The sequence below is a fragment of the Streptomyces sp. NPDC033221 genome, from assembly GCF_055577005.1.
This window is the reverse complement of record NZ_JBVIQN010000014.1, coordinates 140,663-158,667: the sequence shown is the minus strand read 5'-3', so window position 1 is coordinate 158,667 and position 18,005 is coordinate 140,663. Positions and strand designations below refer to the sequence as shown.

Genomic DNA, 18,005 nt, shown 5'->3' with positions numbered 1-18,005 from the left:
GCCGCGGGAGCGGAGGCGCGACCGAGCCGACAGCGATGGGGAGCCCGCATGGCCCGTTACGCGAACCCTGGTGCCGCCGACGCCGTGATGTCCTACCGGAGCCGCTACGACCACTGGATCGGCGGCGAGTACGTGCCGCCCGTGAAGGGCCGGTACTTCGAGAATCCGACCCCGGTCACCGGACAGCCGTTCACCGAGATCGCCCGCGGTACAGCCGAGGACGTGGAACGCGCCCTCGACGCCGCCCACGCCGCCGCGCCCGCCTGGGGCCGCACCTCCCCGGCCGAGCGCGCGCTGATTCTCAACCGGATCGCCGACCGCATGGAGGACAACCTCCAGTCCCTGGCGGTCGCCGAGACCTGGGAAAACGGCAAGCCCATCCGCGAGTGCCTGGCCGCCGACCTCCCCCTCGCCATCGACCACTTCCGCTACTTCGCCGGCGCCGTCCGCGCCCAGGAGGGCACCCTGTCCCAGCTGGACGACGACACCGTCGCGTACCACTTCCACGAACCGCTGGGCGTCGTCGCCCAGATCATCCCGTGGAACTTCCCCCTCGTGATGGCCGCCTGGAAACTGGCCCCCGCCCTCGCCGCGGGCAACACCGCCGTCCTCAAACCCGCCGAACAGACCCCCGCCTCCATCCACTACTGGATGAGCCTGGTCGCCGACCTGCTGCCACCCGGCGTCGTCAACATCGTCAACGGCTTCGGCGCGGAGGCCGGCAAACCGCTCGCCTCCAGCCCACGGGTCGCGAAGATCTCCTTCACCGGCGAGACCACGACCGGCCGCCTGATCATGCAGTACGCCTCCGAGAACCTGAAGCCGGTCACCCTCGAACTGGGCGGTAAGAGCCCCAACCTCTTCTTCGACGACGTCTCCGCCGCCGACGACGACTTCTACGACAAGGCCCTCGAAGGCTTCACCATGTTCGCCCTCAACCAGGGCGAGGTCTGCACCTGCCCGTCCCGCGCCCTCCTCCAACAGGGCCACTACCAGGACTTCCTGGCCGCCGGCGTGGCCCGCACCGAACAGATCGTCCAGAGCCACCCGCTGGACACCGACACGATGATCGGCGCCCAGGCGTCCAACGACCAGCTCGAAAAGATCCTCTCCTACCTCGACATCGGCCAGAAGGAAGGCGCCCGCATCCTCACCGGCGGCACCCGCGCCGAACTCGGCGGCGAACTGGAGGGCGGCTACTACGTCCGCCCCACCATCTTCGAGGGCACCAACGACATGCGCGTCTTCCAGGAGGAAATCTTCGGCCCGGTCGTCGCCGTCGCCCCCTTCACCGACTTCGACGACGCGATCACCCTCGCCAACGACACCCTCTACGGCCTCGGCGCCGGCGTCTGGACCCGCGACACCAACACCGCCTACCGCGCCGGCCGCGCCATCCAGGCCGGCCGCGTCTGGACCAACTGCTACCACGCCTACCCGGCCCACGCCGCCTTCGGCGGCTACAAACAATCCGGGATCGGGCGCGAGACGCACAAGATGATGATGGATCACTATCAGCAGACGAAGAACCTGTTGGTGTCGTATTCGCCGAAGAAGCTGGGGTTCTTCTGAGCAGACGAGAAAAGGCGCCTGACCTGGCCTTTGGCCCGTCAGGCGCCTTCCGCTGGATTCACTCAGAGCCAGGCCCGGTTTGCGCTATACCTCCCAGTTCCTCCCACCGCTACACCCGTCCTGACCAGCTCTTCCGGACCAGTCACGGACCAAAACCGCGCTTCACCCCGCAGGAGCGCCTCCTCCGCTGAGGCGGTCCCACTCCTGCAGCGACTGCTCGATGAGCCGGTTGGCCTGCTCGCGCACACCGTCCAGAAACTTCGCGTAGTGACGGAAGAGCACCTGAATGCTCCGGCCTGCGAGGCGAGCGCATTCGGCCGGGTCCACGCCCGCGCGCAGCCAGAACGAGTTCCCGGCATGCCGCAGGTCATAGGGCCGCTTGGCCAGACCGGAGACGCGCTCCGTCCGGGCCACGGCCAGCTCGCGGGCCCGCGCCCACGCTGTGTGGACATCGGCACGGTCATCCACGACGTGCGTGAACTCGGCCTCTGCGAACTGGTCGATCACCCGCATCGGCTGGCCGGGGCCGAACCTCCAGGAGCGGAGCCGCAGGGATTCGACGGTCGTGGCGAATCCAGGTTGCAGGGCATCCACTGCCACGGCATCACCCCTCTGACCTGGGGATTTCAGGGAAGGTCGTCTACGGTGACATGCCCATGCGGCTTCCACCAGCCCTTTGGCGATCTTTCCTGTCTGCTCCCGGCGAACTGCTGTCCCTTGTCATCCAATCGAGTCGTTTGGGCGACCAGCCGCTTCGGCTGCTTTGACAGTGAACCCAGTCGCGCGGGGGGTGTCGGGCGGCCGTTCCGGCTTGAGCGGGCGGGGCCGTGCCGTACGTCGAGGTGTCGTGCGTGGATGCCGCAGGAAGGCGTCAGCGGCGTTCCCTGCTGGAGGGTGCGACGGTCAAGTGCGAGGACGTGGTTCCGGTACAGCCGTTTTGGTGGTCGAGGAGCCCGCGCCATTTCCGGGCTGGTACCGGTCGGCGTGGACCGGACGGGCACGTCGGCTTCGAGTCGCGACCGGAGCGGGGCCGTCTCGTGCTCATGGCCTTCGATCCCGTGTGGTCAGACCACCTCAACAACCGTTGTGACTGCATTGGTACGACGGTTCGCGTGTGCGTCGGCACACCCCCGGACTTCTTCGTTCGCCGCGCGATGGCCCGGCCGTGGCCGTCGACGTCCGCTCCGGCGATTCGGGCTGCGCCGCGCGATGTTGACGCGTTCGCAGTGACGCGCTGGGCCTGCGCCGAGGTCGGGCGGAACTTCAGGTGGGTGGCGGTGGCAGGGCGGTGCTGCTGGCGAACGTGTGGTGGCTATCGCGCTACTGTCACCCGCGCTCCCGGCAGAGTCAGGTCCTTGGGAGGTTCCGCGGCGGGCGGACGCGCGGGTGCCCATGAGGGCGACGGTGCGGACCTGCATCGTTGCCTCCGCGATCCTGCGATCTGCGCGGGCTCTGTCCCGCCCCTGCCCGCCCTGCGGTCCGTCGCCGGGGGCGGGGAGGCGTGGGACGGAATCCGGGCAGCGGGGTCGAGGGCTTCAGCGGGTCGGGTCAGGACTGTGCCGCGTGCAGGGGGCTGAGGGCTGCGGCCCGGCGGGCGGGCAGCGCGGCCGCAGCGACGCCGGTGGCCAGGGAGAGGACCACGACCAGGGCGAGGGTGCCCCAGGGGGGAGCGAAGGAGTACTGCGGGATGGCCCCGTCGGCCAGGCCGCTGACCTTCCACGCGCCGAACAGGCCCGCGGCCAGGCCGAGGAGGGTGCCGAAGGCGGCGACGGCGAGGGATTCCAGGCGGATCATGCGGCGGACGCCGGCGCGGTCCATGCCGATGGCGCGCAGGACGCCGATCTCCCGGGTGCGTTCGGCGACCGACATGGCGAGGGTGTTGACCATGCCGAGGGCGGAGATGGCCACGCCGAGGGCGAGGAGACCGAAGATCAGGCTGATCAGGTTCCCCGCGACGCCGGCCTGTTCCTGTACGAGCTGTTCGTGGTCATGGATTTTGAGGAGCGGGCTGTCGTCGACAGCCTTGCGCAGGCGCGCCGCCAAGTCGGCGGGGGCCTTCGCAGGGTCGACGGAGACGAGGACGCGCTGCAGGGAGCCGCGCAGGTAGCTGTTGCGCTGAACGTCACCGCGGTCGGCGAGGACATCGCGGGCGGTGGGGTTGTCGTCGTAGACGCCGGCGACGGTCAGGGGCCGGTCGGGCCGACCGGGTCCGATGCTCGCCTTCACCGTGTCGCCGGTGGTCAGGTGGTGGTCGTGGGCGAAGGTGCGGGAGACGGCGATGCGGCCGGGGCCAATGCCGGTCGCGGAGCCGCTCGTGAAGTGCAGGTTCATCACCTTGCCCACGGTCCGCGGGTCGATGCCGGAGACCTCCTTGGCGAGGGCGCCGGCGGCGATGGTGGAGTCGGCGACGGCCGATGCGGTGGTGACGCCCGGCAGGTCGGCCACGCGGCGCACGGCGGCGTCGTCGACCGAGGCCGTGGTCGAGTCGCCGGCGCTGATGACGTAGTCGGCCGAGAGCCCCGCCGCGGCCTGGGCGTCCAGAGCACGGCCGGCGGAGTGCTCGACGGCGGCGAGGCCGGTGACCAGCGCCGTGCTGATCAGCAAGGCGACTGCGGTGGAGGCGGTGCGGCGCGGGTCTCGCAGAGTGTTCTCCCGCGCGAGGGCGCCGCTGACGCCGAAGCGGGTGAAGGCCCGGCCGATCGCCCGGAGGACTGGGCCGGCCACCAGCGGGGCGAGCACGATCAAGCCGACGACGAGGAGACCGGCGCCGAACATGGCGGTTTGGAGGTTGGCGTCGGAGGCGTTGCCGGCGTCGCTCAGGGAGAGCAGCAAGCCGATGCCGGTGGCGAGCAGGACGGCGCCCAGCGCGCCTCGTACCCGCGAGGAGGTGGCCGAGGGGGGCTGGTCGGCGGTGCGCATCGCCTCGACGGGAGCGATGCGCGAGGCCCGGCGGGAGGGCAGCCAGGCGGCCATGACCGTGACGCCGACGCCGACGCAGAGGGAGGCAAGGACGGGCAGCGGGCCGATCACCAAGGGGCCGTCGGGGAGCAGGTTTTCGCCGGTGCGCAGGACGGAGGGCAGCGCGGTGGCAACTCCGAGCCCGAGGACGAAGCCGAGCGCCGAGGCCGCGAGGCCCACCACGGCGGCTTCGGTGAGGACCGAGCGCATGACCTGGCGGCGGATGGCGCCGACCGCGCGGAGCAGGGCGATCTCCTGGCTGCGGCGGGCGACGAGCATGGTGAAGGTGTTGACGATGAGGAACGAGCCGATGAACAGGGACACCACGGCGAAGATCAGCGGCAGCCGTGAGTAGCCCTTCGTCAAAAAGCCGACATACATCGCCTGCTGAGCGGTGCGCGCGGATGCGGTGACCGTCTTCGCGCGGTCGCCGGGCAAAACCTTGTCGACCGCGCGGGCAAGCGTGTACTGGTCGACGCCGGGCGAGGCGGTCAGGTCGATGCCGGTGTAGCGGCCCGGAACGGAGAACAGTTGCTGGGCGGTGGCCTTGTCGAAGACGGCCAGGGTGGCGCCGTGGGCGAGGCGGGGATCGTCGCCCGAGACGGTGCCGACCAGGCGCATCTTGCGCACCGGGCCCCGGACGGCGAGGGTTACGGTGTCGCCCAGGGTGTAGCCGCCGGCTTTCGCGGTGCCCTGGTCCAGAACGACCTCGTGCCCGTCGCGGGGTGCGCGTCCCGAAAGCAGGGGATGGCGGACGTCGCGGCCGTCGGCACCGGGGAGGTACGCCTGCCCCAACTTGCCCCGTGCCCCAGGGCGCAGCGGCGATCCGTCCTTGGCGGCCAGCGCCACGGACCCGCCGACCGTCGGCCGGGCAGAGGCGACGCCTGGCACGGCGGCGACCCGCTGGACGAGGGCGTCGTCCAGGGCGGAGGCCGCCTCGCCTCGGCCCGAGCCCGGCAGGGAATGGGGCTCGACGGTCACCGGGGCGTACCGCTGCGTCAGGGAGGCGCGGTAGGCGGCTGTGGTGGAGTCGGCGAAGACGAGCGAACCGGAGATGAAGGCGACCCCGAGGCAGACCGCCACGACGGTCATGATCAGGCGGCTCTTGTGCGCCAGGACGGTGCGCAGGGTTGTTCGCAGCATGAAAGGGGCTTTCGTCAGGGGCGGACAGAGCTGGTCCGTCGGCTCCGCGCGCCGCGCGGCAACGGTGTGGAGGGCGTCAGGAGACGCGGCTGCGGGCGTCGAAGGCGAGCATCCGCTCCAGGACTGCGGTGGCGGTCGGCTTATGAAGGTCGTCCACCAGGCGCCCGTCGGCGAGGAAGACCACGCGGTCGGCGTGGGCGGCGGCAGCGGGATCGTGGGTGACCATGACCACGCTCTGGCCCAGCTCCCGTACCGAGTCCCGCAGGAAGCCGAGCACCTCGGCGCCGGAGCGGGAGTCGAGGTTGCCGGTCGGCTCGTCGGCGAAGACGATGTCGGGGCGCGAGACGAGCGCCCGGGCGACCGCGACGCGCTGCTGCTGACCGCCGGACAGCTGCGCGGGCCGGTGGGCGAGCCGGTCGGCGAGGCCGACGGTGGCGACGACGGTGTCCAGCCACTGCTGATCCGCCTTGCGCCCAGCCAGCCGCAGGGGCAGGACGATGTTCTCCAGCGCGCTGAGGGTGGGCAGCAGGTTGAAGCCCTGGAAGACGAAGCCGACCTTGTCGCGCCGCAGGTGGGTGAGTTGGCGGTCGTTCAGCTGCGCCAGCTCGACCCCGCCGATGCGGGTCGAGCCGGAGGTGACGGTGTCCAGGCCGGCCATGCAGTGCATCAGGGTGGATTTGCCCGACCCCGACGGCCCCATCACCGCGGTGAAACGGCCTCGGGTGAACTCCACGGACACCCCGTCCAGGGCCGTGACCTGTGTCTGGCCGCTGCCGTAGGTCTTGGTCAGGCCGGTCGCGCGGACCGCCGGTTCCACGGGGGCGGTCAGGGCGGACAAGGCAGGTGGGGATACCTGTGGCATGAAGGACTCCGGTGGCTCTACGGCGGCCCGCGACGGGGGCCGCGGGCTCGAACTCCATCCTCACGTCGCTGACCTGCGAAAACATCGCCCGCAGGGCGGCAGTCGCCCTCTACCGTCCGGGCTGGAGAGCACGCCTGCCGCTGTCCCGGCCGGGAGAGGCCACGCCCGCGGATCTCTGCCGATCGGCAGAGGCGCCGACGCACACGGTCAGGTGCTGGCAGAGCGGGACAGCGGTCACCTGCCCTGTGCGTCCGGAGCGGGCTGGGAGGTGCCCGCGTCGCCGCGCACCTGCCTCCTGGCTTTGTTCACGAGTCGCGGCAGCAGATGTTCACCAGTTACGACAGCACGCGCTCGGCTCGCTGGTCCGAACAGTCGGGGCGAGCAAACGGAGATCGAGGACAGCAGATGTCCTCATTGGGTTCTACGGTCGGCGTCGGGTCGCTGATCGGGCGGCTCACAGGAAGGATGACAGCCGGTAGCCGCCTTTGACTCTGGGCTACCGGCCGCCGTGCAAGGAGTACGACCATGGGCATGTCCGAGGCCGCTGACCGCGCCGACACCTTCGTCCCGCACCGATACCGCGAGCAGCTGGTGGACCTGGGCGAGATCCGCATGAACTACGTCGCCGAAGGCGACCCCGCTGCACCCGCGCTGCTGCTGATCCCCGCGCAGGGCGAGTCGTGGTGGGGCTACGAGGACGCGATCGGGCTGCTCAGCTCCCAGTTCCAGGTGTTCGCGATCGACCTGCGCGGCCAGGGCCGCACCACCTGGACCCCCGGCCGCTACAACCTGGGCACCTGGGGAGCGGACGTCGAGCGGTTCATCGACCTCGTCATCCAGCGCCCCGCGATCGTGGCCGGCAACTCCTCCGGCGGCATCATCACCGCCTACGTGGCCGCCTACGGCAAGCCCGGTCTGGTGCGCGGCGCAATCCTGGAGGACCCGCCGCTGTTCTCCTCCCAGGCCGCTCCGCCGTACGGGCCGGGCATGATGCAGACCCTCGGCCCGATCTTCAAGCTGTGGGCCAAGTGGCTCGGCCCGCAATGGTCGATCGGCGACTGGACCGGGATGGTCAAGGCCGCCCACGACGAGCTGCCCGCCTTCCTGCACCCGGGAATCGGCTTCATGATGGGCGACGGCAATCCCGGGACCGGCGCGTCTCCCACCCCGGTGCAGCACCTGAAGGAGTACGACCCCGAATGGGGCCAGGCGTGGGCCGACGACACCGCCAACAGCGGCGTCGACCATGCCACCCTGCTCGCCCAGGTCAAGAGCCCGGTGCTGCTCACCCACCACTTCCACATGACCGATCCCGACACCGGACAGCTCATGGGAGCCATGACCGACATCCAGGCCGCCCAGACCCGTCGCCTGCTCGAATCCACCGGCCGACCCGTCACCTTCACCCCGCTCGACGCCCCGCACACCATGCATGAACCGATGGCCCGGCACTACGTCGACATCATCACCGAGTGGATCAAGGCCCTGCCCTGACCGAGGCAGCGCTCCACCGCGCCGAGCCCGCCGACTCGACGTAGGCATTCCAGCGCCGAGCCCCCATGCTTCAGCCCCGGAAGGACCCCGGGAACACAACCGAACAGCAACCACTGAAGGCGCTGCCGAAACTGGTGAACATCTGCGCCGGAACTCGTGAACAGAGCCATCCCTCCCGTACATCCGCGGATCGCCCGCCCCCCCTTCCCGGCGTCCGCGCACAGGGGCGCCCCGGCGGGATGCCGGGGCGAGGCACCGCAAAAAGGGGTGCCGGGGCGGGTCAGCTGATCAGACCCGAGCGGTAGGCCAGCACGGCGGCCTGGACGCGGCTGGCCGAGCCGGTCTTGTCCAAGATGGCCGCCACATGGGTCTTGACCGTGCCCGCCCCGATGCCGAGCCGCACGGCGATGTCCGGGTTGGACAGCCCCTCCCCCAGCATGGCCAGAACCTCTCGCTCCCGGGCGGTCAGAGCCGCCACCCGGCGCGCATCGGCCTCACCCCTGCGGTCGGCGTCGGTGGTGTCACCGCGCAGCATCCGCGAGATCACCGACCCGGTGACGCCCGGTGACAGGACGGCGTCCCCGGCCGCTGCGGCGTGCACCGCGCCGATCAGCTCCCGGGGGCCGTCGTTCTTGAGCAGGAAGCCGGCGGCTCCCGCCCGCAGGGCCTCGACGACGTTCTCCTCGTCGCCGAAGGTGGTCAGCATCAGCACCTTGGGCGCCGGGTCGAGAGCCAACAGCGGCGCGATCGCGGACAGCCCGTCGCAGACCGGCATCCGGATGTCGACCAGAGCCACGTCCGGGTGATGGACGGCCGCCAGGTCGACGGCCTGGCGCCCGTCCACCGCCTCGGCGACGATGTCGATACCGCCGGCGTGCCGCAGGATCAGGCGGACACCGTGGCGGATCATCTCCTCGTCGTCGGCGAGCAGCAGGCGCACGGGACGGTCGGGGTCGGTCACGGAATCTCCCACGGTGCGGTGTCGCGGACGGCTGGGACGGTGAAGCGGTCGACGGCGATCAGCCGTTCGCCGGCGCCGAAGCAGTAGCGGGTGATGGCCGCACTGCCGGGGCGGTGTCCGGCGGCGCCGTAGAGCGGGTAGACACAGCCGGCCGTGCCGGCGGGACGGGGCGGTTCACGGCCCGTGGCCGCCGCGCGCACCGCGCCGTTGTCCGTCACGCCGAGTTTGGCGACCTGCTTATAGGTCATACCCAGGCGTGGCTGGGTGACCTGCCGGTCCACCTTCCTGGGCACGCTCGCGTGGACGAAGAGCGCGCCCAGCGCCATCAGCGCCGTCACCACCGACAGGCCGAGGACGGCGGTCGCCTTCTGCGCAGGTCCGCTCCCGGAGAAACTCCCCCCCCGGCGCCCCGGCCCAGGGCCTCGGCGCCCGCGACGTTGGTGTCCGCGGCGTCTGCGCGGTCATGGGACGCGGCGCCGTCGGCCGCGGTGTCCGGGCCAACGTCTGCGCCGGTCCGGTGCGAGGGGACGCAGGCACCGGGCTCCACCGGCACCACCGCGGCCACCTGGAACCCCCCGGACGGCAGCGGGCCGGCCTCGAAGGACCCGCCCAGCACCCGTACGCGTTCTCCCAGCGCGGTCAGTCCCCGGCCGGTGCCGGGCGAAGGGCCCACGTCCTTCGGCCCGGCGGGGACATCGTTGCGTACGCTGACGCGCACGGCATCCTCGTCCTGCGCCACCGTCACCGTGACGGTGGCTGCGGGGGCGTAACGGTGCGCGTTGGTCAGCGCCTCACGCACGACGCGGTGGACCGCGCGGCGCACCGCGGCCACGCCGGCGTCGAGGTCCGGCCCCAGCCAGCAAAGCCGGACGTCGATACCGCCATCGGCGGAACGCGCGACCAGCGCCTCGATGTCGGCCCGGGTGCCGGTGGTGTCGGTGAGAGCCTCCCGGTCGGCATCCTGGTCCAGCGGGCTGAGGATGCCGAGCACCTGCTGCAGCTCACGCATGGCGTCCGCGGTGGCCCCGCGCACCAATACGGCGTGGTCCCGCAGCTCGGGGTCGAGGTTCTCCGCCGCCAGTTCCATGCCGCCCGCGTGCAGCGAGATCAGGCTGAGCCGGTGCCCGACCAGATCGTGCATCTCGGCAGCGATCCGGGACCGCTCACGAGTCCGCACCTCACTGTCACCGGCCAGCCGCGCCCGTTCAGCCGCCTGCCCGCGCTCGCGCCATGCGTCCGCCAGCCGCTCCTGCTGCCCGCGGGCGGTGCCGACGAGCCCGGGCGCGACCACCGCGGTCGCCGCCAGGACGAAGCCGAGCACACAGCCGTGGAGCAGCGATCCGGGCCCCAGCCACGGCCCGGCCGCCGTCGCTCCCACCACAGCCACCGTCCCTCCCACAGCCAGCAGCCGGGCCCGCCGCCGTACGGAGGTGACCCGCCGTGCCACCCGATACGCCGCCACCGCCGTCAGCGGCCCCACGCACGACACCGGCCCGGTCAACGCCGCGAGCACCACGAAGACCGCCGCCGGGCGGCGCCGCCGCCAAGGCAACAGACACACGGCCGCGACCAGCAGCACCCCCAGTTGCACCCCGGCATGGGGCAAAAACCCCAACCGCGCCACCGCCGCCCACACCAGCAGCCCGGCGGCGACGATCCCCAGCGTCTCGGCCACGACGCGCACAACAGCGCGCCGTGCTCCCCCCGGTGGGAGGCCACGAGCGGGACGGTACAGACCGATACGTGCCATGCCCTCCAGTATCGACGCCGCAGGCCCACCAAACCTGGTCCTCACGGCTGACCCAGGACTCTCCCGATCGGGGGACGGCAGACGCACGCCTCTCGGCGTGGCGCCGCAAACCTCCCGGCCGGTTCGACGAGTGTCCATCCGCACAAAGGCGGCCAAGCTGCTGGCATCCGACCAGCCCACACCGGAGATCTGCGCCGTCGGCACCAGGGCATCTTCAAGAACCAGCGGGGCGAGCCCCGACACCAGGAGTGCGCCTTTGGCCATCAGCCGACGCAAACCACTCATCCGAGCCGTCAGCCAAACCTGCGGCAACCGTCACACCGCGGCTCCGCCACGAGCCTCTTGCGCCGCGTACTGGCGCGGTCAGCATTGACATCCATGCCAGTCCACGCAGGTCAGAAACCTCCAGTGGACTGGCATGGATGTCTAAGAGCGATGCACGTTCTGCGTGGTACCGCCCAGTTTCCCCCCACCGCATTCCCCCTCCTCACCAGCTCCTCCGGGCCCGTCACGGACCAATACCTACGGTTCACCACGCCGCGAAGGGCCCTCCGCTGGCGCGATCCCACTCCTGCACGGACTACTCGACTAGCCTCAGCTTGTTCTCTACCCTTTGTCCGACACGGACGGTAGTGAGGGCAGTGTCCAGAAGGCGTCGCGCCTGCTGATGGCCTTTCGGAGTTCTCGGCCTTCGAGCGGGTTTCCACAGCAGAGCCAGTGACGATCGGACCACTTGTCGTTGTGCCAGAGCTGGTCGAAGTCGTGCCACAACTCTCGCTTTGGGCGGTGGACGTAGTCCGTCCACAGGCGTACGCGGCCCGGATGCGTCCTGGCCGTTTACGCGGCATGGACCTTTCGGTTGATCGTCATGCCGTCCATGGTGCCTTCGCCTCGAACATGTGCCGAGCTTGGGGCAGGGTTACCGTGGTCGGCTTGGTTTTCGCGCGATACTGTGCCGTGCGATGCGTGAGTTCTCATCCGGGCCCCGGCGGGAGGCGTACGCGCTGGTGTCCCGGTTCGGGGGCGCCTTCTTCACGTGCCTGACCAGGCGGCGCGACGAGCTGTTCGAGCTCACCGCCGCCGTATTGAGCGCGGACGGGCCGGTGAAGTCCCCGGTCGACCTGATGTTGCTGGCCGAGCACCGGCGTGGGTGCCGAAGGACGTAAGGCCGCTTGGCCAGGCCGGAGGCGCGTTTCGTCCGAGTCAGGGCCAACTCGCGGGCCCGCGCCCACGTCGATCCGTAAGTCGCAGTGGTGCACCTCGCCCGATTTGCCGCTGACCTGGCCTGTCTCGGTCTCACCAGGGACGAGCACCGCAGCCGGTCCGCCGCCGTACACGCTCATCTCACCCAGCGCTACGTGTACTGGGCCAAGGTCACCACCGGTTGGATGACCCGCCGGTGGTGACCTGGACCAAGTCCGGGCCGCTTCTCGATGAGGAGGAAGCGCAGAAAGTGCTGCGCTGGCTGCAGGTTCCGGCCAGGGTGCCGCCGCACTTGTGCATCGTGCTCACTCTGGAGCCGGAAGACGGTTCCAACTCTCCTTGCCTGGGTGCCTTTGGTCTACATCCACCACCCGCCCGGGCCCAGCACGAACGTCATGGCACTGCGTCCGCCAGAGGTCACTGCCCTGCGAACAGAAACCGGGCAGGACGGCGCGGGTGGCGTCAGGCCGAGCCGGTGGGCACCAGCCTCAGCATCGCCCCGAGTGCGCCGGCCTCAGGACGCGGGCCCCGGCCTGCTCACAGGCGTCAGGACAGGGCGGTCGGTTTGCGGGGCGGTGGCACGGCTTTGAGCAGCTCCCACAATGGGCGCGAACCGGATGCCCACATGCCGAGGGTGTGGCGGTCAACGACGTGGAGACGCTGCTGTTTGGCGAAGGTCACGGCCGGTGCGGTCACCCGGCCGTTGGTGACGATCACCGCGACGTCGGCACCGTGGACCTGACGGGCGGTGCCGTTGAGGACCTGAAGGTCCGGCGTGCCGACCGCGGCCCCGGCCAGGCCGTTGCGGCGGTGTTTGCACTGGATCACCCAGCGCCGTCCGTAGGGGTCGGTGGCCTTCACGTCGGCGCCCAGGTCCCCGCCGCCCCCGACCCGAAGTGCGTCCCGGCAGCCGTCACGGCGCATCAGCTCGCGTACCGCGTCCTCGAACCGGGTGTGGTGCAGAGCGTCCAGCTGGGACAATCCGTAGCGCAAACCCTGCGTACGGACCGCCTCCCACCGTGCCCGGTGCTGCTTCTGGTAGAGCCATCCGCCGCCGGCCAGCGTCGCGAACACGGCGGCCGCGGCCACGATCCACCAGTGGACCAGCAGCCAGTTGACGACGGCCACCACCAGGGCGACGGACAAGACGGCCATCACCAGGAGCCCGGTCAGCCGGTCCTGTGCGCGCTGATGCCGCCTGGCCGAACTGCGGGAGCGCCGGCGCGTCGGTGGTCGCCTGGCCTCGGAAGTCCTTCGCCTGCGGGGGCTCATTGGCCGGCCTGGGTGATGCCGCTGACGAGCTGCCCCAGAACGTTCAGGATGCCTTGGCCTATCGGGGTGGGCGCGATCAGCACGCCGAGGGCCAGGACGATGACGACGGTCATCTTCTCGTCGAAGCGGCTGCGGGCTTGCGTACGCCGCCGCAGCCGCAGGATGACGATGACGGCGAGCAGCACCGCCACGTTGATGGTCAGCAACCGTCCAGCCCTCCCCCATGACCGGGCATCACCAGGCCGGAACGGCCGCACGCCGTCCCGGCCCTTCCTGTGTAGCCGGACTGCGGCGGGAGAGGGAGGAAGGTTGCCGATGAATGGCACAAAGCCGTCTGATGTGGCTGAATACCGAGCTGCTGGGCGGTCATGCGGTGTGCCCGGTCCGGAGGGCGGTTGCCGGGTACAGGCCGAACTCCCCCTCACCCTCACCCCGCAGACCACCTGACACCCCCTGCCCCGAAAGGCCCCCGATGACCATCCGTGTCCTGCTCGCCGACGAACAGGCCCTGCTGCGCGGCACTTTCCGCCTGCTCATCGACGCACAGCCGGACATGGGAGTCGTCGCGGAGGCGTCCAACGGACGCGAGGCCGTGGAGCTGACCCGCTCCGAGCGCGCCGACGTCGTCGTCAAGGACATCAGGATGCCCGAGGTCGACGGCATCGAAGCCACCCGGCTCATCGGACAGGACGAAGACCTGGCCGGGGTGAAGGTCCTCGTCCTCACCACCTTCGAGGTGGACGACTTCGTCATCCAGGCCCTGCGGGCCGGGGCGAGCGGCTTCCTCGGCAAGGGCATCGAACCTGCCCAGCTGCTCGACGCCGTCCGCCTCGTCCCGGCGGACGAATCGCTGCTCTCCCCGGCTGCGGCCAAGGGCCGGCTCCGGCCGGGGCGGGTGGGTGGGTCAGTTGGTGCGCTGGGACCAGTCGGCGGGGAGGTCACCGGGAGCGACGGAGACGACCGAGTCGTCGTCAGCGCCGACGTATTCGAACAGCGTGATCGTCGCGAATTCGGGCACGACGTAGACGGGGTAGGCCGGGCCCTGGTCACGGTAGGCGCGCATGGCGTCCAGGTGGTCGTTCTGGTAACAGACGGTGCGCTCACCGTGCCGGCGGATCCAGTCCGGGAAGAAGATCACGCCGTGCAGGCGGCGCTTGCCGGGCATGACGTTGACGGCGACCGAGGTGCCGGTGGGCTCGGTCCACGACACCTTGTAGCTGTCCTCGTCGAGCCGGACCAGATCGACCTCCTGGTCCTTCACCCACCGGCCGCCGACGTGACCGCTGTGTATGCGGTAGTCGATGGTGTGGTCGTTCTTCACGTACATCTCGTACTGCCAGCCGTTGGCGTACGTGTAGATGAAGCGGTGGCCGACGATCCCGGAGAGATCCTGGACGGGAGTGGGGTCGGCGACAGTGGTCATGGGTGTCCTCCTCGTATGGGGTGCGTGCCGGAGCGCCACGGGCGCGCTGCGTACGGCGAGTTCCGCGGCATGAAACCGGTGCGGAACCCCGCCCCTTCATTTTGCATCAAAACAGTTTTGTTGCAAAATGTTAGCTGGGGCACAATGGGGTCATGGACACCGCGACCGAATTCGGCCGACTCCTCGGCCCCCTGCGCCGAGCCGTACTGCGCACCCGCCGCTCCGAGGGCCTGCCCGACCTCCCCGAGGCCCAGATCGAACTCCTGCGGGTCCTGGCCGAAGCCGGCACGATCACCCCGCGCGAAGCCGCCGCCCGGCTCAAGGCGGCCCCCTCCACCGTCAGCAACCTCATCCGCACCCTGACCACAGCGGGCCTGGTCGAACGCACCCCCTCCCCCACCAACCTGCGCACCGCCCACCTCACCGCCTCCCCCAAGGCCCTCGACATGCTCGACCGCTACGACCGCACCAGCACCGCCGCCCTGCGCCGCGCCCTGGACGGCCTGCGCCCCGAAAGCCGCGAGGCACTGGAACGGTCACTGCCCGCGCTCACCGAACTGCTCACCGCCCTGGAAGCAGAGGCCCTCACCGGGCAAGCATGAGACGGCCCGGGCCGCCCTACCTCTTGTCGGTTCGCTTGACCAGGACGACAGGCTGAGGCGCCTCAGGGGCCTGGATCAGGACCCGGGCCGGAATGAGGGCCAGTTTTTGCTTCTTGCCCAGCACCTTTGGGGAATTGACGATTTCCCTGACGACGATATAGCCGTTGTAGTACGTACCGTTGGCGCGCCCCTCGAGCCAGCCCATCGCGGCCGTGTCGGGGATCGTGTCCTCGTACGTTTCCTTGTTCGTGCTGGACCACTTGCTGGTGGTGGTGTTCGACTGGTTGTAGGTGAAGTTCAGCTCTGCCCCGGCCTCGCCCGATTTGCCCACGCCGTTCGGCGCGTTCGACGTGGTCACTTTGGCGTTGAGCTTCCCGCCTATGGACCAGCCTTTGGTTTCGGCGTTCTCCTTGCCCACCGCGGTCTCATAGGACCAGGTGGCCTTCGTTTTGCCGGTGACCTTGCTCGACGCACTCGAAATCGGGAACTTCCCTTTCGGGTCGAGCTTTCCGACGAACCCACAGGTGGTTTCCTTGAAGTCCGCGCCCACGTTCGCGCTGTCCGTGTTGCACAACTGATCGGCCGGTACGGTCAGCCCGTTCAGCTTGTTGTCCGCGGTGCTTGAGTGGACCTCGCGCGGCTGGGCTTCGAAGCCCTCCTTCGGCTTCAGGCTGTCGAGCTTCAGTGCGTCCTGTTCCGCCTCGTCCGGACTATAGCCGTTCTCGTTCGCGACGTGGGCCAGGGTGACGGACTGGTTCGCCTGGATACCGGTCGGGTATCCCTTCACCGCCTCCTTCGCGTTCAGCTTGACCGTGGAGGCGAGCATGTCCACGGCTTGCTGCTCGGATGCGTACCATCCGTCTTGCGGAGTCGCGGCCGTGGCCGGCGCGGTGGTGAGCACTGTCGTGGTCAGGCTGGCCGTGCCGAGGACGGCCACGGCCCATCCCCTTCTCCGGATCGTCCGGCGCGTGGTGGCTGTCGTCCGGCGCGTGGCGCCTGTTGCCTCATTCCGCATGGTTGCTCCTTCGAGATGCGAGAAGAGAATCCGTTGGTGTTCCGGAGGAGTTCTCGTTGCGGCCTATCCTGCGTTGAGGGATATGTGCCGCGCATCCCCCACCTGACCGATACTTGCCGGTAGGAAATTGGATTCACGCCGGATTCATGCCGGACCGATCCGGGCGCAATCCGGTAGGAGTCCACTGTCCGTTCCAGCGGGTGAACTCCGCCGCGACGGCTGTCCGCGAGGTCAGGCCGAGTTTGCGCAGGATGCTCGACACATGGGTCTGTATGGTGCTGCGGGACCGGACCAGTGGCGCGGCAATCTGCGGATTGGTACGGCCTTCGGCGACCAGGGCAGCGTCCCGGAGTTCCGTTTCGGTCAGCGCGTCCCAGCCGTGCGCGGGACGTCGTTGGTGTCTGTGGCTCTCCAGGCACACCCCCGCGCCACGGAGCCGTTCGGCGGCCCGGTTTCCGTCCGCGGTGGCTCCGAGGCGGTGGTAGATCTCCCATGCCCGGCCCAGGAGAGCGCGGGCTTCCGGCAGACGCCCGGTACGGGCGGACAGTTCGGCCGCATCCGTGCAAGCGCGGGCTTCGTTCAACGGCCGATGCGCACTCCGGTGGCAGTCGCCGCTTGCAGGAGAAGATGCGGATCTTGCTCGCACAGTCCTTTGGCGTGGTGGACGTCGGCGTGGTGGCCGGGCGCGCTGGTGAGTTGGGCCCAGGACGTGACCCGGCGCAGGACAAGCCGCGCGCAGTCGGTGTCTTCGCGTGCCAACGCCAGACGGGTCAGTCCGGGTGCGAGGAAGGACAGCAGGAGTTGCTCGTGCGATGAGTCATCGCGGCCCTGGCACCAGGCGTGATGGAGGGCGTGGAAGGCTTGCAGGGGCTCGCCGCTCGCCTCGTGCCGTAGCGCGGTCCCGTAGAGGAAGAGCAGGTCCGGCAGCCGGGTGCGCGTCTCCGTGTCACGGGCAGCTGCCACAGCCGCCAGGTGGGCCTCCCCTTCGGTACGCCGGTCCCGGTGCAGAGCGATCAGCGCCGCGAGGCCGTTCAGAGTCCGTGAAGGGCACTTTCCGCTCACGCCGCTGGGGATCTTCGACAGGCAGTCGTTCCACTGGCCCCTCGCGTAGTGGAGCAGGGCCTGCTGGAGGAGACGGTCTTCCGCTGTGGGGGCGGTCTTTGCGGGGCGTCGCGCTGTCTGGTCGTGCTGGTCCGGCACAGCGCGAGTCCGTACGGAGTCGGTGTGACCGGCGTTCTCTGCGGGCCGGTCGTGCTGGGCCGCGTTCCCGTCGGCTTCGCGGGGTGGGACGTTGTGAGCGGGAGATCGGCTCGCCTTCGTCTGGAGCAGAGCGCGCAGGGAGCCAGGCAGGTCCCGATGCAAGGCCTGGCGGATCAGGCCGTGGCGGAACCTCAGCAGTTCGCCGTCGTCGTGCAGCACTCCGGTGTGCTGCGCTTCGCAGATTCGATCTCGGGTCTGCCGGCAGGGGGTGTGAGCCATCCGTCCGTGCGCAGCGCGGCGCACAGATCGGTCACGAACAGCGGATTTCCTCCCGCCCCTTCAACCAGCCGCGACAGCTGGGGCCCCGGGCGGGCGCCGAGGTGGTGGGTGACGACGGCCGTGACGGCATCGCCGGACAGCGGTCCAAGCCGGAGTTCGTCGCTGTTTTTGAGCTCCAGAAGGCGGTACTTCGGCGGGTTGCAGGGCTTTGTGGGAAAGGCGGTGGGCACACAGCACCGCTACGGGGAGCTTCCTCTGGGCGAGCCGGAGC

Annotated in this window: 17 protein-coding genes and 1 pseudogene; 5 read left to right on the top strand and 13 right to left on the bottom strand. The window is 69.9% G+C overall.

Annotation, left to right across the window (positions count from 1 at the left end):
- The first annotated feature begins 48 nt into the window (after positions 1-48).
- Positions 49-1,572 (top strand): aldehyde dehydrogenase, encoded by a 1,524-nt coding sequence (adh, locus tag ACZ53K_RS20445; protein ID WP_468838326.1) that lies wholly within the window; start codon positions 49-51, stop codon positions 1,570-1,572.
- A gap of 162 nt (positions 1,573-1,734) precedes the next feature.
- Here the strand turns inward: adh and ACZ53K_RS20440 are convergent, their stop codons facing one another.
- From ACZ53K_RS20440 to ACZ53K_RS20430, 3 genes are all read right to left on the bottom strand, one after another.
- The gene (locus ACZ53K_RS20440) at positions 1,735-2,172 is read right to left on the bottom strand and encodes a site-specific integrase (RefSeq protein ID WP_468838323.1); all 438 of its coding nucleotides are present in this window, start codon (positions 2,170-2,172) and stop codon (positions 1,735-1,737) included.
- A 948-nt stretch (positions 2,173-3,120) separates the two neighbouring features.
- On the bottom strand, positions 3,121-5,673 hold the full coding sequence (locus ACZ53K_RS20435) for an ABC transporter permease (RefSeq protein WP_468838320.1): 2,553 nt from the start codon (positions 5,671-5,673) through the stop codon (positions 3,121-3,123).
- A 76-nt stretch (positions 5,674-5,749) separates the two neighbouring features.
- Positions 5,750-6,535 (bottom strand): ABC transporter ATP-binding protein, encoded by a 786-nt coding sequence (locus ACZ53K_RS20430; RefSeq protein ID WP_468838317.1) that lies wholly within the window; start codon positions 6,533-6,535, stop codon positions 5,750-5,752.
- Positions 6,536-7,066: 531 nt separating this feature from the next.
- Between ACZ53K_RS20430 and ACZ53K_RS20425 the strand changes: the two genes are divergently transcribed.
- A complete protein-coding gene (locus ACZ53K_RS20425; protein ID WP_468838314.1) occupies positions 7,067-8,029 on the top strand; it encodes an alpha/beta hydrolase in 963 nt (320 codons plus the stop codon).
- 280 nt (positions 8,030-8,309) lie between these two features.
- On the opposite strand, the gene ACZ53K_RS20420 is transcribed toward ACZ53K_RS20425, so the two are convergent.
- Genes ACZ53K_RS20420 through ACZ53K_RS20410 form a run of 3 tightly spaced genes read right to left on the bottom strand, consistent with a single transcriptional unit; the run spans position 8,310 to position 10,665 of the window.
- Positions 8,310-8,990, bottom strand: coding sequence for a response regulator (locus ACZ53K_RS20420; RefSeq protein ID WP_468838311.1), 681 nt, complete (start codon positions 8,988-8,990; stop codon positions 8,310-8,312).
- A complete protein-coding gene (locus ACZ53K_RS20415; RefSeq protein ID WP_468838308.1) occupies positions 8,987-9,328 on the bottom strand; it encodes a hypothetical protein in 342 nt (113 codons plus the stop codon). Before ACZ53K_RS20415 ends, ACZ53K_RS20420 begins: the two co-directional genes overlap by 4 nt.
- Positions 9,325-10,665, bottom strand: coding sequence for a sensor histidine kinase (locus ACZ53K_RS20410; protein ID WP_468838305.1), 1,341 nt, complete (start codon positions 10,663-10,665; stop codon positions 9,325-9,327). The genes ACZ53K_RS20415 and ACZ53K_RS20410 overlap by 4 nt, the downstream gene beginning before the upstream one ends.
- 1,037 nt (positions 10,666-11,702) lie before the next feature.
- On the opposite strand from ACZ53K_RS20410, the gene ACZ53K_RS20405 reads away from it, so the two are divergent.
- A complete protein-coding gene (locus ACZ53K_RS20405; protein WP_468838302.1) occupies positions 11,703-11,906 on the top strand; it encodes a hypothetical protein in 204 nt (67 codons plus the stop codon).
- A gap of 583 nt (positions 11,907-12,489) precedes the next feature.
- Here the strand turns inward: ACZ53K_RS20405 and ACZ53K_RS20400 are convergent.
- Both ACZ53K_RS20400 and ACZ53K_RS20395 read right to left on the bottom strand, forming a co-directional pair.
- Positions 12,490-13,215 carry a restriction endonuclease gene (locus ACZ53K_RS20400; RefSeq protein ID WP_468838299.1) on the bottom strand — a complete coding sequence of 242 codons (726 nt, stop codon included), beginning with the start codon at positions 13,213-13,215 and terminating at the stop codon, positions 12,490-12,492.
- Positions 13,212-13,421 carry a hypothetical protein gene (locus ACZ53K_RS20395; RefSeq protein ID WP_468838295.1) on the bottom strand — a complete coding sequence of 70 codons (210 nt, stop codon included), beginning with the start codon at positions 13,419-13,421 and terminating at the stop codon, positions 13,212-13,214. The genes ACZ53K_RS20400 and ACZ53K_RS20395 overlap by 4 nt, the downstream gene beginning before the upstream one ends.
- Positions 13,422-13,687: 266 nt before the next feature.
- On the opposite strand from ACZ53K_RS20395, the pseudogene ACZ53K_RS20390 reads away from it, so the two are divergent.
- Positions 13,688-14,092, top strand: a pseudogene (locus ACZ53K_RS20390) (response regulator); the annotation flags it as partial.
- A gap of 27 nt (positions 14,093-14,119) precedes the next feature.
- Here ACZ53K_RS20390 and ACZ53K_RS20385 read toward each other — a convergent pair.
- A complete protein-coding gene (locus ACZ53K_RS20385; protein ID WP_468838292.1) occupies positions 14,120-14,638 on the bottom strand; it encodes a phenolic acid decarboxylase in 519 nt (172 codons plus the stop codon).
- Positions 14,639-14,790: 152 nt separating this feature from the next.
- On the opposite strand from ACZ53K_RS20385, the gene ACZ53K_RS20380 reads away from it, so the two are divergent.
- Complete coding sequence (locus tag ACZ53K_RS20380) at positions 14,791-15,240, top strand: MarR family winged helix-turn-helix transcriptional regulator (protein ID WP_468838289.1); 450 nt, start codon at positions 14,791-14,793, stop codon at positions 15,238-15,240.
- A gap of 16 nt (positions 15,241-15,256) precedes the next feature.
- Here the strand turns inward: ACZ53K_RS20380 and ACZ53K_RS20375 are convergent, their stop codons facing one another.
- From ACZ53K_RS20375 to ACZ53K_RS20360, 4 genes are all read right to left on the bottom strand, one after another.
- Entirely contained in the window at positions 15,257-16,177 is a 921-nt protein-coding gene (locus tag ACZ53K_RS20375; protein ID WP_468838286.1) for a hypothetical protein, read from the bottom strand.
- 211 nt (positions 16,178-16,388) lie between these two features.
- Entirely contained in the window at positions 16,389-16,838 is a 450-nt protein-coding gene (locus tag ACZ53K_RS20370) for a LuxR C-terminal-related transcriptional regulator (protein ID WP_468838283.1), read from the bottom strand.
- Positions 16,835-17,734 (bottom strand): hypothetical protein, encoded by a 900-nt coding sequence (locus tag ACZ53K_RS20365; RefSeq protein ID WP_468838280.1) that lies wholly within the window; start codon positions 17,732-17,734, stop codon positions 16,835-16,837. Before ACZ53K_RS20365 ends, ACZ53K_RS20370 begins: the two co-directional genes overlap by 4 nt.
- Positions 17,647-17,964 carry a hypothetical protein gene (locus ACZ53K_RS20360; RefSeq protein ID WP_468838449.1) on the bottom strand — a complete coding sequence of 106 codons (318 nt, stop codon included), beginning with the start codon at positions 17,962-17,964 and terminating at the stop codon, positions 17,647-17,649. The genes ACZ53K_RS20365 and ACZ53K_RS20360 overlap by 88 nt, the downstream gene beginning before the upstream one ends.
- Between the last annotated feature and the right edge of the window lie 41 nt (positions 17,965-18,005).